The sequence below is a fragment of the Ekhidna sp. genome (assembly GCF_039940915.1).
Taxonomy (GTDB): Bacteria; Bacteroidota; Bacteroidia; order Cytophagales; family Cyclobacteriaceae; genus Ekhidna.
Map to the genome: position 1 here is coordinate 421556 of NZ_JBDVFO010000002.1, position 14539 is coordinate 436094.

Consider the following 14539-nt stretch of genomic DNA (forward strand, 5'->3'; position numbering starts at 1 on the left):
GCATGGTTTCAGAACTAAGTTTCACGGAGGAGAACTACCTCAAAGCGATCTACCACCTTTCATCGGATGGGACAGAAAGCGTAAACACAAATTCTCTGGCAGAAAGCATGAACACTACTCCAGCATCTGTTAATGATATGGTGAAAAGGCTTGCTCAAAAGAATCTCATAGGCTACCAGAAGTATAAAGGAACTACGCTCCTAGCCAAGGGTAAAAAGGTCGCATTGACAATCGTTAGGAAACACAGACTTTGGGAAGTTTTTCTAGTTGATAAGTTGGGATTCAAATGGGATGAAGTTCATGAGATAGCAGAGCAACTTGAACACATTAAGTCACCTAATTTAATCAAGCGTTTGGATGCCTTTTTAGGCCACCCTACGATGGACCCACATGGTGATCCGATTCCTAATGAAGAAGGCATAATGAAAGAAACTGTAAGAGCATCCATTGCCGAGGTGGCTGTCAATGCCAAAGGAATAATTGTAGCTGTCAATAATGATGACACCCTCCTTCTTCAACACCTTGATTCTTTAGGTATTCAGCTGGGGTCGAAAATAGCAATTCTGGAAAGGATGGACTTTGATGGTTCGGTATCTATTTCCATTGATGAGGGACCAAAACAGTTTCTTTCAAAATCTGTGGCTGAAAATTTAATGATAACCCTAACAGACTAAATATGAGTAAACTTATTCTGGCGCTATCCATAATTGTAGTCATCGCTGGTGGATGTAATACCAAAGAGGAGTCACGGGGTGGCAAACCACACATTGTGGCAACCACGGGCATGCTGTATGATGCGGTTATCAATATTGGCAGAGATAAAATTACTGCTGAAGCAATAATGGGGCCTGGTGTAGATCCACACTTATATAAAGCTACTCAGGGTGATTTATCCAAATTTAACAAGGCTGATATGATTGTGTATAACGGTATACAACTTGAAGGCAAAATGAGCGACATTTTAAAAAAACTAGGTCGGCAAAAACCAACCGTTGCAGCAGCTGAGTCCATTCCCATAGAAAGACTGAAGTCTGCTGTAGGCTATAAAGACGCCTATGATCCGCACGTGTGGTTTGATATTAATCGATGGAAATACGCTGTAAAATCAGTGAGTCATGCCCTCATCAAACTTGACTCAGCGAATCAAAAGTTTTACGAAATCAATACGCAAGCTTATTTCTCTCAGCTTGACAGCCTGGACATGTATGTCAGAAGTCGACTTAGTGAGATTCCAGAGAATCAACGAATCCTTGTTACTGCTCATGACGCGTTCGTTTACTTCGGAGATGCATATGGAATACGAGTAGAGGCCCTTCAAGGAATATCCACTGTTGCTGATTTTGGGCTTAAAGACATTGCTAACCTCATTGATCTGATTATTGAAAATAACATTAAAGCCATTTTTGTTGAAACCAGTGTTTCCGAAAAGTCAATAAACGCGGTGATCACCGGCTGCAAAGAAAAAGGTCATGATGTGAAAATTGGTGGGTATTTATACTCAGATGCCATGGGCGAGTTTGGGACTTCAGAAGGAACGTATTTGGGTATGTTCAGAAAGAATGTAGAAACAATTGTGAACGCTTTGAAATAATTTAAAAACTAAATCCAATGTCCAATAACTTTATAAAACAAGTTGAAAAGCCCGTATTGGAAATTCATGACTTAACCGTGAGTTATGATAAGAAACCAGTTTTGTGGGGGATTGATCTTTCGATTCCGATGGGCACGCTTTGTGGAATCATTGGACCCAATGGAGCCGGGAAGTCTACACTAATCAAAGCCGTTATGGACTTGGTAGATATTAACTCCGGGTATATAAAACTTTTTGATCAATCACTTAATGAAGTAAGAAAGCGTGTCAGCTATGTCCCTCAGCGTGAATCGGTGGATTGGGATTTTCCAGCCTCGGTGCTTGATGTCGTACTGATGGGCAGATATGCCAGCTTGGGCCTATTCAAAAATCCGCGAAAAGCGGATAAGGAAGCTGCGATCAAGGCATTGGAGCTGGTTGGGATGGATAAGTATCAAGGCCGTCAGATATCACAACTATCCGGAGGGCAACAGCAACGAGTATTCTTAGCAAGAGCACTGACTCAAAACGCTGATATTTATTTTTTGGATGAGCCTTTTGCCGGTGTAGATGCAGCCACCGAAAAAGCAATATTTAAGATTTTGCAAAACCTATCTCAAGAAGGCAAGACCATCATTGTCGTGCATCATGATTTACAATCTGTAGAGACCTATTTCAAGTGGGTAATTTTACTCAATCTCAGACTTGTTGCTTCCGGCCCAACGGAAGAAGTCTTTATCCCCACCCTACTAGAGGAAACATATGGAGGTAAACTGACGCTTCTTAGTGAAGTTGGGGAGTTGGTTCAAAAGGGGGAATTTAAAGCCAGGGAAAAGCAGTGATGGAGACGCTGATTGAATTTTTTTCTTTTCAGTACCCAAACATTAAATATGTTGTGTTTGGAACCATATTGCTATCCATCAGCTCTGCCGTGGTTGGGTGTTTTACATTCATCAAAAAAAAATCGCTGGTCGGAGATGTCATCTCACATGCCGTTCTTCCTGGGATTTGTATTTCGTTTTTAGCTTCAGGTAGCAAAGACCCCTTTCTCTTAATTATTGGTGCCTTCATATCAGGATGGATATCCATCATCGTCATGGACGCCATTATACGAAACACAAAAATCAAAGAAGATGCAGCTACAGGTCTGTCTCTCTCCGTCTTTTTTGGCGTAGGCATCTTATTGATGACTTATATTCAGCATTCTGGTAATGCTGCACAAAGTGGCCTGGATACTTTTCTGTTTGGAAAAGCAGCGGCTCTGATTGGCAATGACTTGTTGGCTTTTAGCATTATCGCTATTGTGGTGCTTCTAACGGTCTTTTTCTTTTACAAAGAATTCAAGCTTATAAGCTTTGATCCACAGTTTGCACGAGTCATAGGGCTACCTATAAAGCGTCTTGAAATGATTTTAACTTCTATTACTGTGCTAGCGGTTGTTACGGGTATTCAGGCCGTAGGCGTTGTTTTAATGGCTGCCATGCTCATCACCCCTGCAGCTGCAGCTCGTTTTTGGACGAACAGGCTTTCTCGAATGATTTTACTAGCATCCCTATTCGGTGCATTCTCTGGTATTAGTGGAGCTTACATTTCCTACAGTGCACCATCTATGCCAACAGGTCCATGGATGGTCATGATTCTATCCATCATTGCACTTTTCTCATTCTTTTTTGCACCTCGCAAGGGAATCGTGGTACGCCAATGGAGAAGGTTCTCAATTAGGCGACAATTGTTAGAAGAAAATCTTCTAAAAACTTTCTATCGGATCGGAGAAAATAGCGGTGATCATTTTGATACAGTGGCCATCGATGATCTGCAGCTTATTAGAAAATTTTCTCCGACCCAACTAAGCAACGGCTTAAGGAAACTGCGCACGAATGGATATGTGAGCAGAACCAGTGATTCTTGGTTCTTAACCAAGGAAGGATTTGAAAAAGGCAAACGGATTACGCGGCTGCATAGGTTATGGGAGTTGTACTTAACCAAGTATCTACGCATAGCTCCGGATCATGTGCATGAAGATGCTGATACCATTGAGCATGTAATAACCCCCGAGTTGGAAGCTAGTCTGGAGAAGCTTCTGGAATACCCGACCATCGACCCTCACCAATCCATGATACCCAAATGATGGACGCTTTTTGGATTATATTGACAGGCTCGTTAGTGGCAGTAAGCTGTGCCATACTGGGTTCATTCCTAATCCTTAGGAAAATGTCCATGGTGGGTGACGCCATTTCTCATTCGGTGCTCCCCGGAATTGTAATTGCTTTTTTCATTGCTGGAAGTATGCAATCCATTTGGATGCTTGTGGGTGCTGGGATTCTCGGAATCCTGACCACATTCCTGATTGAATTTTTTCATCAAAAAGGTAGACTTCAAACAGATGCTTCCATTGGTGTAACATTCACCTGGCTATTCGCATTGGGTGTAATTCTTGTAACGTACTACGCTGGAAACGCACACATTGATCAAGACTGTATCTTGTACGGAGAAATCGCTTATGTGCCGATTGATTTGGTTTACGACTCCTCTGGAAATGTTCTCGGCCCAAAAGCTGTCATTATACTCAGTTTCGTACTTATACTCATCCTCTTGTTTGTTTTCTTATTCTACAAAGAACTTTTTATCACAACGTTTGATACTTCTTTTGCCAAGGCAATAGGTATTTCAACCAGCAAATGGCATTACGTTCTCATGGGATTGGTATCATTAACGACTGTCGCCTCATTTGAATCGGTTGGAGCCATATTGGTTGTAGCACTGCTCATAGCCCCTGCAGCTTCCGCGTACCTCATGACCAACCAGCTGAAAGTAATGTTGATTCTAAGTGCTGCATTTGGGATCCTGAGTTCTTTTTTTGGATATTGGTTGAGTTACATTTTAGATGGATCAATTGCTGGGGCTATGGTAACTGTTTCTGGTGTTATTTTCGCTATTTGTTACATGATAGTCAGATTGAAAAAATGAAAAATTGTCTCTTAATCATTGGTCTGCTTTTCCTAGCCTCATGCTATAAAACCTTGACGATGGAGGGTTTTGACAAGGAAAAATGGAGCAATTATGAAAGTGATTGCAGCACCTACAGAATGGATGTTGTTAATCTCATTGTCGAAAATCAGGAAGTGCTACTTAAGGGAACTCAAAATGATGTAGAAAGCTTACTAGGCAGGCCTGGTGAAAATGAACTTTACGATCGTAACCAGAAATTTTTTCATTACCGCCTCACCCCTCCAGACACGTGCGGGTCATATGAAACTATTCAATACTTATCGGTGAGGTTTAATGCCATTGGACGAGCAAATCTTGTTCAAGTAATGTTGAGAGAAGCTCAATAAGTTACTAGTGAATGGATATTGGAAGCATAACGGGTAAGCTCTTTGCTCCCATTCAGAAAGCCCAACTCCACCAAAAAAGAAAATCCGGCTACTTCTCCACCCGACATATTTATTAGCTCTGCAGCAGCAATAGCTGTTCCTCCAGTCGCTAATAAATCGTCATGTACCAACACACGCTTACCTCTTTCTATTCCATCCTTATGAATTTCCACTTCAGCAGATCCATACTCCAAGTCGTACTTAAAATTGAGGGTCTCGGCTGGTAGTTTTCCAATTTTTCTGATTGGAACAAATGGAATACTCAAAAGCTGCGCGAGCGAATTTCCCCAAATAAACCCACGAGACTCGATACCCACTATTGCATCAAGTTTATGCGGCGACCAGTATTCAGCAAGTGCCTCCGTAATCTCTTTGCTGAGCTTTACATCTTTAAGTAAAGGTGTTATGTCTTTGAACATGATCCCTGGTTTAGGAAAATCAGGCACCGTCCGGATGGACTGAGTAATTCTTTCTTTCAGATTCATAAATGTGAAGAAAATTGGCTTTAAAATTGAGGCACAGTATTTGAAAAGAGTCTACTAAAAAACTCAATCAACATGAAACGTACAAAATAAACGGTTCATGTAATCTAAAACTGATTATTGATATGAAAAAGCTATACATCACACTCATTATCTTATTCCTTGGTTTCTCCTCGGCAAATGCACAAAAGCTTTCAAAACTTGAACAGGTATTGCAAACGAAGCAAAAATGGTCAGTAATGGATGTGAAAAGTAAAAGGCCTTACTTTGAAATTGGTGAAACGTTCACCATTCGTATTGATCGCAAATTTTACCACGATCGAAATAATTACGCAAAACTTGGAGGTGATTGGTCGCTTGACGGAAGCAAGCTGATTCTCACCTATGACTCCTTCACCGAAGAGAGAAGAAGGATCCCGTACGTATATAAGATTAAGAAATGGGGTAAAAATGGTTTCCAACTTGCCTATCGAAATAAATACAACAAAAAAGAGAAGGTTTATCTGAAATAATCCAGCCCCTTTTAGGGGCTTTTTTTATATCCTGTGCCTACCATAAGAATCCATCTTAAATTTTATGACCATTAGATCAGCTATTCTTTTATCCCTCTTTGTTTCATTCTTCGTATCAAAGGGCTATTCTCAAGAAACCTCGGATACATATTCAGATTATTCTTACCTATGGGCAGAAGATGCGAAAAAGAAAAAAAAGAAGAAGCGTAAGAAGAAAGACGAGCAAGTCAAAATTGATTCTTTACAGATTCCTTCAGATAGCTTGAAGCTTGACAGCCTCAATCAAAGGTCGCTCCTGTTCCAGCCTGATACGCTAAGACCAGATACCGCAGCAATGAACGCTCAAATTGACACGCTCAATACCGAGGATGTAGAAGAGCCCAAGCCCAAAAGAGAACGAGTAGAGCGTCCTCCAATCAGTGATTTCAGGGAACCCATGGTACTTCCAAACGATGATGGGAGTATAAACGGAGGGATGACTTATACCCAAATCGATGGTAAGGACTATGTGGGCTTAGTACTTTCACCAGAATTTAAGTTTGGAAAAGTAGGTGTTGGCTTAAACGTGCCAATCTTATATGGATTGGATGACAATTCTATTCGAACGGAGATTTTCGAAGATGGCGTGGGAGTAGCCAGACTGATTAGATATATTCGTTATGGGGTTCAGAAAAGCGATCCAGTCTATGTGAAAGCCGGGGAAATCTCGGGATTAATGCTTGGCTATGGTGGCTTAATGAACAACTACACCAACTCCACCAGTTACGAAAAGCGCAAAGTTGGAATCCATGCAGACTTCAATTATGATCGATTTGTAGGTCTAGAATTGCTCTACAGTGATCTGAATCCTGAGTCTTTCAACTTATTCGCTGCTAGACCTTACATCAGACCCCTCTCTGCTTTTCCTCTTAAAATCATTAACACATTAGAAGTAGGCGCTTCATTTATTTCTGACAAAGATCAGACAAGCATCATTACGAGTGATTCTACCAGCACGACTTACGCTTTCACCAGATCAGGCGTTAAGGGATTTGGCGTAGATATGGGCGTCACTTTACTTAGCTCTCCCTTCATACAAATCGATTTATTTGCCTCTTACGCTAACCTAAATGTCAAAAGTGACACATTATCCCAATTTGCATCAGCAATAGGTGAGAATGATTTTAAGACGGGCTCTGGTACATCAGTAGGCTTAAATTTCAGAATGCATTTCATAGCAGACGTCTTCAGTACAGATATTAGAATTGAACGTCTGAATAATTCCGACCATTACATACCACAATTTTTTAATGCGACCTATGAAATAAATAAAGATGGTAGGATTGCTTCCCTTGTAACCACAGACGGCAAAAACGGAATTTACGGCTCACTAAGAGGTCACGTATTGAAGAAGGTTTCCCTTGGAGGGAGTCTCATGATTCCAGATGATATTTCTGCGTCATCACCAGCATTTGTGGAATTAACGGCAGATATGGAGCGACTTGCTAATAAATTCTCTTTTCATGGGAGTTATGTAAAAGGTGACTTAGATGATCTTGGTGATGCATTTAGTTTTGACGAGCGATCACTAGCCAAGATGAGATTCATTTATCACATGAATAAATTCTTAGCTACAGGAGTGGATTATTATTGGCTATTCACCCCAACTGCCGAAGGTGGATATGAAGCAACCAAATATGTGATGCCTTACTTTGGTGTGAGCATTAAACTGTGATCCATTCCCAAATTTCATAGCAATCACTTTTTCAGGAATATAAAATTTCATTTAGTTGCATTAACAACTATTTTTACAAAAAGAATAGAGTTATGTATTGGGATTCATACAGCCACAAAGAAATTAAGCAAACGGTATTTGAGGCGTTAGAGCAAAATTTGGACTACAGGCAGAAGCCAGTGTTAGGTCTTCCAGCTTCATTTCTGGATACTGAGGTGTTCTACCATGATGCTCCCTTCTTATCTGAAGCCCCTTTCCTATCCGCCATGATTGCTAATCCCAATCACATAGGCTGTCACACATTGAATGAATCGGAATCTGCCTTTGAAGGGACGCAAAAAATTGAAGCCGAACTCATTGATCTATGTACCAAAGAAATATTCGGAGGCTCGGATGAAAGCTATGACGGTTACGTAGCTTCGGGAGGCACTGAGGCAAACATTCAGGCAATTTGGGTGCTGAAACGATACTATGAAAAAGAGTTTGAGGCTAAACCGCATGAAATTGCATTGGTATATACGGAGGATGCACACTATTCCATGCCAAAAGCGGGATCGCTGCTAAGTCTTGATAGTTTGGTCTTACCAGTAGACAATGAAAGCAGGGAAATATCCAATGAAGCATCCATCCGATTAAAAAATGCGCATAATGATGGCAAACGCTACTTCATCATTGTACTGAATATGGGCACCACCATGTTCGGCTCTATCGATGATATCGACCCTGTAACCGATTGGGTAGATGAATTGAATCTCAACTACAAGATCCATATTGATGGGGCCTTCGGTGGATTTATTTATCCTTTTTCAGATCAAGATTCAAAACTTACCTTTAACCATCCGAAGATAAATTCCTTCACCTTGGATGGACACAAAATGTTGCAATCCCCATATGGGACAGGAATATATTTGACACGGAAAGGATTCATGGACTATGCCCTCACTGAAGAGGCCAACTATGTAAAGGGCAAAGATTATACGCTAGTGGGTAGTCGTTCTGGTGCGAATGCAATAGCAGTTTGGATGATTATGAGAACGTATGGCTCTGAGGGCTGGAAAATGAAAATCAACAAGCTACTTGAAAAGACCAATCGTCTGTGTGATCAACTGACTGACGCAGGAATTGAGCATTATCGAAACCCCTTCATGAACATTGTGACGATTAAGTCTTCACAAATTGACCCGCAATTAGCGAATGAATTTATGCTAGTGCCAGACACACATGATGAAAATCCCAATTGGTATAAAATAGTCGTTATGGATCACGTCACCCAAGGTCAATTGGATCGTTTCATGATGCAAGTGAAGTCAGCAGTAAGCGCCTAACTACTCGAATCTCAATGAATCGATAGGGTCAAGTTTTGAAGCTTTATAAGCTGGGATATATCCAGAGATTAGTCCCACTACAATTCCAATTATCACAGCGATAAACATCCATAGCCATGGTACAACGAATCCAGATTTGAATATGAGAGCTGATGTAAGATTTCCTATGCCCATACCAAAAATGATGCCTCCAATGCCTCCCATCTGACAGATCACAATGGCCTCAATCAGAAACTGCTGACGAATTTTAAGGGGTGTAGCCCCCAAAGCTTTTCTTACACCAATCTCCCGAGTACGTTCGGTCACAGAAACCAACATGATATTCATAAGGCCAATAGATGCTCCTATCAGCGTGACAAAGCCTATGGTGAAGCCTCCTGCCCTGAGGTAGCCCGTAATCTCCCCCATTCTTTCAGCCAATGATTTGCTTGCGGATAGTTCGAAAGAATCCTCATCTCCTGGCCTATCCTGACGAATCGCCCGCATTAATCCTCTAGCGATACCCATGGCGTTATCCATCTGAGTTGGATCCGGAACTGAAACGGCAATCTCATAGCCAAAATTTCTCTCAGGGGCTATTATTCGTGCTGTCTGCATTGGAATAATTATTGTTCGATCAATATTCGAATTTCCACTGGCTCCACCTTGCTCAGCAATGGTTCCTACTATGCGAAATTTCGATCCCATTAAGCTTATCTTTTTACCTACAGGGCTCTCATTATCAGTGAAAAGTTCATCTATCACATCGCTTCCTACTAAAGCGACATAGCTCCCATTCAAACTTTCATTTGCAGAAAATGGTCGTCCATTGTCTACATCATATCCATCTACAGTCAAATAATTCTCATCTCCTCCCCTTACAATTTGGTTTGGATTAGTGACTTTAGAACCATACTTAACTTCGGCCTGACCAGTTATGACTGTATATATCGACACAACTCCAGGCCCTTCATATTTTTCTTTGAAAGTCAGCAACTGATGATAAGTCACTTTGGGGTATGTTTTTTCTTTTTTTCCATCTGAAGATCCACGTGATCTTCGCTTATCTTCGATATCAAAGGTATTGGCACCCAAACTTGAGAAACTGCTATTTATAGAACTCTGAATACCATCAATTGCCGTAAGAATACCAACCAATGAGGTGATGCCTATAGAAATAATCGCAGCGGTGAGGAAGGTTCTCAACTTATTTGCCTTAATCGACTTGATTCCCTCTTTGATATTTTCTTTAATGTTCATCGGTTGATTTTAGTAAAACACACGGTTTTGATTAACGTTGTATATACAAAAGTGATGCATATGAGGGGAATATTGTTACTAATTTTCTTAAATGTCTGTATAGCCAGTCAGGCGGCATATATCGTTATCCCAATGGATGAGACCCAGTCGAATCATCTAAAGGCTTATGGAATTGCCTATTGGATCTTAACCAAAGAGGTAGAAGTGGATTGGATGCTTAACTATAAGGGCGGTAGCTTCATGGTAAAGCATCTTCAGGCTTTTGAAAATGAATGTATCATCCGCGGAGTATCCTATCAGGTGATTTCAGATGCAGAAGCCAATGATATTTTGAATGTGATCGCTAGTCCATCCTCTAACATGGATGTGATGAAATTAGAAAAATTTCCAAAAATTGCTGTTTACTCTCCAAAAAGTAAGCAGCCGTGGGATGATGCTGTCACACTGGTCTTGAGTTACGCAGAAATCCCCTATGATGTACTCTTCGATGACGAAATAATGGGAGAAGAACTTCCAAAGTATGACTGGCTACACCTTCATCATGAAGATTTCACGGGACAGTATGGTAAGTTTTATCGCGCATATCATCACTTTCCATGGTATCAACAACAGCAGCGAGAATACGAAGAGTCAGCAAGCAAACACGGCTTCAACAAAGTATCACAACTCAAGCTTGCCACTGTTCAAAAAATCAGAGCTTACGTTGCTAGTGGAGGCTTTCTCTTTGCTATGTGTTCTGCAACAGATACCTATGACATTGCCCTTGCTGCTGAGGGGCTAGATATCGTAGAGAGCATTTATGATGGCGACCCTGCAGACCCTCGGGCTCAATCTAAGTTGGATTTTTCGCAAACAATGGCTTTCGAAAACTTTACCATCGAACGTGATCCCATGAGGTATGAATATTCAAACATTGACAATCAGGCAAATGAACGCGGATTAGTTGAAAAGAATGACTACTTCACACTTTTTGAGTTTTCGGCTAAATGGGATCCAATACCGACAATGCTCACACAAAACCATCAGCAAATTGTTCATGGCTTCATGGGACAAACCACCGGTTTTAAGAAACAGATGGTAAAAGGCGATGTAATTGTAATGGGACAAACACCAAGCATTAGTGAAGCCAAGTACATTCACGGAATTCTTGGAAGAGGTTTCTGGACTTTCTACGGTGGACATGACCCTGAAGATTATCAGCACTTTGTGAACGAACCTCCAACGGATTTGAACTTACATCCCAATTCTCCTGGTTACCGTCTGATCCTGAATAATATTTTGTTTCCAGCAGCCAAGAAGAAGAAACAAAAAACATGATATGAAGAGGTATTATTCTGCAGTCAGTGATTTTAACAAGTGGATGCTTATAGCGTCGATTCTTATTGTCTGGGTTTCATGCCTTCCCATATTGATGGGAGAAATCGATGGATTATTCATTTTCATTGTAATTCTTGTGAGTTGTTTCACTCTTTTCATGGCAAGTATTTATTTCAATACTTACTATCAAATAAAAGACGACAAGGTACTTTGGGTTACTGGCCCTATAAAGGGTCAGTTGGAGATTGCTAAGATTAGCCAATTGAAGAAAGTGAAATCCGCTTGGGAAATCAATTCACTGATTAAACCAATCTTATCAAATCGTCCGCTTCTTCTCAGGTATACGAAGTTTGATGACTTCCCAGTTTCCCCTCGGGATGAGCAGGAATTTATTGAAGAACTGTTAACTAAGAATCCAGCTATAATTGTTGAAAAATAAAGTTCAACAGAATCATTATTAATTCACAGGGCTTAGTGCATCCGATCGGCCCTTGGGACAAGAGTTTGCATAATTTTTGCTTCCTCTACTAGGAAGTATTTCCATCGTTCTTCTACCTTCTCTTTAGGTAAATATTCTTTCGCCAGATCAATGAAATTATGGTAGTGTCCTGCTTCTGAAACCATGAGGTCATAATAAAACCTTTGTAACTCTTCATCTTCAAGATTTTTCCACAAAAGCTTAAAGCGTTCAGCACTTCTTGCCTCAATGAGCGCATTCATAAGCAAGCGTTCAACAAGCTGCTCATCTCGCGTCCCTCCTTTTTTCATGATGCCATTCAAACGGGATACGTACTCATCTTTGCGCGCCTTCCCCAGTGTATACCCTCGTTTCTTTAAATGCTCAATCACCAGTTCGAAATGAGCCCACTCCTCAGCCACAACAGGTGTCAGCACTTCTAGCAGTTTTTCGCGCTCGGGAAACATGATTATCAGTGAAATACAAGATGAGGCGGCTTTCTGCTCACAGTACGCATGGTCTACCAGGATATCCTCAATATTTTTCTCAGCAATATTTACCCACCGTGGATCGGTAGGAAGTTCAAGTCCAAGTGTTGTTTTCGAAGGTTCCATTAGTCAAAAAACATCCATCTAACAGTCAAGTCAATAACTTTTCGCTGGCCTGGATAGTTGGGAGTTACGAAATATCCATCGTCTTGTGGTTGATTCACATGCGTCCATTTAAAAGCAAAGAAGAACTTATCTATCTTCATATTCACAAAAAGGTCAGCGGCCACATACCCGAAGATTTCCTGAACGTCTTGCAAGTAAAACTGCTGAATTTCTGGTGCATAGGCATTCGCCAGGTAAGAAGAACGGGCATGAGCATCAATTCCAAACTCTACCGGAACAAGGTCGTCAAACCAATTGCCTCGCCAAAAATATCGCCCATTGAAAAATAGGTCAGGAACTCTTACCTTATCAGCTGAACCGCCTGAAACATTTGTCGCTAGTAATTCATTTTCAAGATGCCATCCCTCCTGCTTATCATTGAATATACGGAGGTTGAAATCAGCACCAAATGAAGAGATAAGCACTCCATCACTCGCCTGCACAGGATCAACGTTTTGATCTAAATACACAAAGTTGTTGTACGCCGTAAGGCTCAATTTTGGCTTAAATTCGAATGACTTAATCTGCAAATTCAGTTGCCCCTCAAGCTTATTACTGAAAATTGATTCAAAATTATTGTGCCATTCATGATGGTTGCCGAAGTAGTCTGCATAAACGAATGGGACTTTGAATTTCCTTGAATCATAACTCAGATTAATCAAATCACTGGATAGTTTGCCTCCAAACTGATACTCGCCACCAATCAAATATTCTGCGTTTCCGGATACCTTGAATTTCTCTTTCCAATCAAAGCGAACAAAACCACCCAAATACTTCTCTGCTGTCTCCCCTTCAGGATCATACAAAAGGTATTGCCAATTCACTGATCGTATTCTTGCATAGAATCGATAAAAAACAGAAGACAAATTTCCTTTTATCCCTGCTTCATTGGATAGCGATTTGAATTCGTTTCTTTCCTGAGTAGAATCCGAATCGATTAAGAAATCTTGGTAGAAGTCTCTGTAGAGATCATACCCTCCAGAGCCTGTGCCTCCTAAAAAATCCTTGTAGACATTGACTTCTCTCTTGAAGTCAAATATATGATACAGCTGAAATTGCTCTGCTATCTGATAATCGTGATAAAGATACCACCTCGAAGTACTGATAATTCCTTGCGCATCATCCAGTCTTACCAAGGCATTATCAAACAAAAAGAAGTCAGTTCGCAATGAATCAGATGTTGGTCTGGCGCCTCCGATCTCTACTACCTTGTGATTCATACTTGAGTAATTTGCCGCGAGCTGATATTTTATTTTCGGATGCTTGTAGTGCGTATATCCGACAAAAGAAGTTCCGATTACTTGCCTATCTGTTTGGTTCTCAGGTGCAAGCTGCTTGTTGGTGGTTATCTTCCTTAGATCAAACCCAATGTTCCAATTGGGATTTACATTTCGCGAAAACCCTACGTCTACGATGTTTCTGTTTCCACCGCCTAAATACACCTGAAGTTCAATAAATGGAGATTTGGTATCGTAGTATTTAGCCTCGGACGCTTCAAAAGCGTACCTGCTGTACGCATTAAATCCTGAGGTGCGACCAATCTGACTTTGAGGATTGTGAAAGATCGGAAATAAAGCAGTTCCGAAACTTCCAAGGTCCTGAAATCTTCGGCCGGACCTATCATAGAAAGATTTTCGCTCAAAAAGATAGATTGACGTATCTACATTTTGATACGCTTCCAAATTATTTAGCAGGTTAGATCCTGTTGTAAATTCGGTGGTCTTTGGGCCATATATCTGCTTCGTTGAATCATCAACTATTTGAGCCGATAATCCCGAAATAAATAAAACCGTTATAAAAAATAAAAATATTCGCACGCGCAAATTTAACAATTGCTTTCTATGGATGTGAGGCATTGACTTCACATTTACAAAAAGCATTCCGAATATCATGGAA

General features: G+C 40.8%; 15 protein-coding genes. 11 read left to right on the forward strand and 4 right to left on the reverse strand.

Going from position 1 to position 14539, the window contains the following annotated elements; genetic code table 11:
- Window positions 1-2 precede the first annotated feature (2 nt).
- From ABJF57_RS07125 to ABJF57_RS07150, 6 genes are read left to right on the forward strand one after another with little or no spacing between them, the layout of a single operon-like run.
- Window positions 3-674 (forward strand): metal-dependent transcriptional regulator, encoded by a 672-nt coding sequence (locus ABJF57_RS07125; RefSeq protein WP_462233763.1) that lies wholly within the window; start codon window positions 3-5, stop codon window positions 672-674.
- Window positions 675-676: 2 nt separating this feature from the next.
- Window positions 677-1591, forward strand: coding sequence for a metal ABC transporter solute-binding protein, Zn/Mn family (locus ABJF57_RS07130; protein WP_462233765.1), 915 nt, complete (start codon window positions 677-679; stop codon window positions 1589-1591).
- A gap of 17 nt (window positions 1592-1608) precedes the next feature.
- Window positions 1609-2412 carry a metal ABC transporter ATP-binding protein gene (locus ABJF57_RS07135; protein WP_462233767.1) on the forward strand — a complete coding sequence of 268 codons (804 nt, stop codon included), beginning with the start codon at window positions 1609-1611 and terminating at the stop codon, window positions 2410-2412.
- Window positions 2412-3698: a metal ABC transporter permease gene (locus tag ABJF57_RS07140; RefSeq protein WP_462233769.1), complete on the forward strand. Its 1287-nt coding sequence runs from the start codon at window positions 2412-2414 to the stop codon at window positions 3696-3698. Before ABJF57_RS07135 ends, ABJF57_RS07140 begins: the two co-directional genes overlap by 1 nt.
- Window positions 3695-4537: a metal ABC transporter permease gene (locus tag ABJF57_RS07145; RefSeq protein ID WP_462233771.1), complete on the forward strand. Its 843-nt coding sequence runs from the start codon at window positions 3695-3697 to the stop codon at window positions 4535-4537. The genes ABJF57_RS07140 and ABJF57_RS07145 overlap by 4 nt, the downstream gene beginning before the upstream one ends.
- Entirely contained in the window at window positions 4534-4905 is a 372-nt protein-coding gene (locus ABJF57_RS07150) for a hypothetical protein (protein WP_462233772.1), read from the forward strand. Before ABJF57_RS07145 ends, ABJF57_RS07150 begins: the two co-directional genes overlap by 4 nt.
- On the opposite strand, the gene ABJF57_RS07155 is transcribed toward ABJF57_RS07150, so the two are convergent.
- Entirely contained in the window at window positions 4899-5429 is a 531-nt protein-coding gene (locus ABJF57_RS07155; RefSeq protein ID WP_462233774.1) for an adenine phosphoribosyltransferase, read from the reverse strand. The genes ABJF57_RS07150 and ABJF57_RS07155 overlap by 7 nt on opposite strands.
- Before the next feature lie 122 nt (window positions 5430-5551).
- On the opposite strand from ABJF57_RS07155, the gene ABJF57_RS07160 reads away from it, so the two are divergent.
- From ABJF57_RS07160 to ABJF57_RS07170, 3 genes are all read left to right on the forward strand, one after another.
- Window positions 5552-5938: a hypothetical protein gene (locus ABJF57_RS07160; RefSeq protein ID WP_462233775.1), complete on the forward strand. Its 387-nt coding sequence runs from the start codon at window positions 5552-5554 to the stop codon at window positions 5936-5938.
- Window positions 5939-6002: 64 nt separating this feature from the next.
- Window positions 6003-7652 (forward strand): hypothetical protein, encoded by a 1650-nt coding sequence (locus ABJF57_RS07165; RefSeq protein WP_462233777.1) that lies wholly within the window; start codon window positions 6003-6005, stop codon window positions 7650-7652.
- 92 nt (window positions 7653-7744) lie between these two features.
- Window positions 7745-8977: a pyridoxal phosphate-dependent decarboxylase family protein gene (locus ABJF57_RS07170; protein ID WP_462233779.1), complete on the forward strand. Its 1233-nt coding sequence runs from the start codon at window positions 7745-7747 to the stop codon at window positions 8975-8977.
- Here the strand turns inward: ABJF57_RS07170 and ABJF57_RS07175 are convergent, their stop codons facing one another.
- Complete coding sequence (locus ABJF57_RS07175; protein WP_462233780.1) at window positions 8978-10216, reverse strand: ABC transporter permease; 1239 nt, start codon at window positions 10214-10216, stop codon at window positions 8978-8980. It lies immediately after the preceding gene.
- A 60-nt stretch (window positions 10217-10276) separates the two neighbouring features.
- Between ABJF57_RS07175 and ABJF57_RS07180 the strand changes: the two genes are divergently transcribed.
- Entirely contained in the window at window positions 10277-11533 is a 1257-nt protein-coding gene (locus ABJF57_RS07180) for an asparagine synthetase B (RefSeq protein ID WP_462233782.1), read from the forward strand.
- 1 nt (window position 11534) lies between these two features.
- A complete protein-coding gene (locus ABJF57_RS07185; protein WP_462233783.1) occupies window positions 11535-11972 on the forward strand; it encodes a PH domain-containing protein in 438 nt (145 codons plus the stop codon).
- 32 nt (window positions 11973-12004) lie between these two features.
- On the opposite strand, the gene ABJF57_RS07190 is transcribed toward ABJF57_RS07185, so the two are convergent.
- A complete protein-coding gene (locus ABJF57_RS07190) occupies window positions 12005-12604 on the reverse strand; it encodes a MiaE family protein (protein ID WP_462233785.1) in 600 nt (199 codons plus the stop codon).
- Window positions 12604-14460 (reverse strand): putative porin, encoded by a 1857-nt coding sequence (locus ABJF57_RS07195; protein ID WP_462233787.1) that lies wholly within the window; start codon window positions 14458-14460, stop codon window positions 12604-12606. Before ABJF57_RS07195 ends, ABJF57_RS07190 begins: the two co-directional genes overlap by 1 nt.
- Between the last annotated feature and the right edge of the window lie 79 nt (window positions 14461-14539).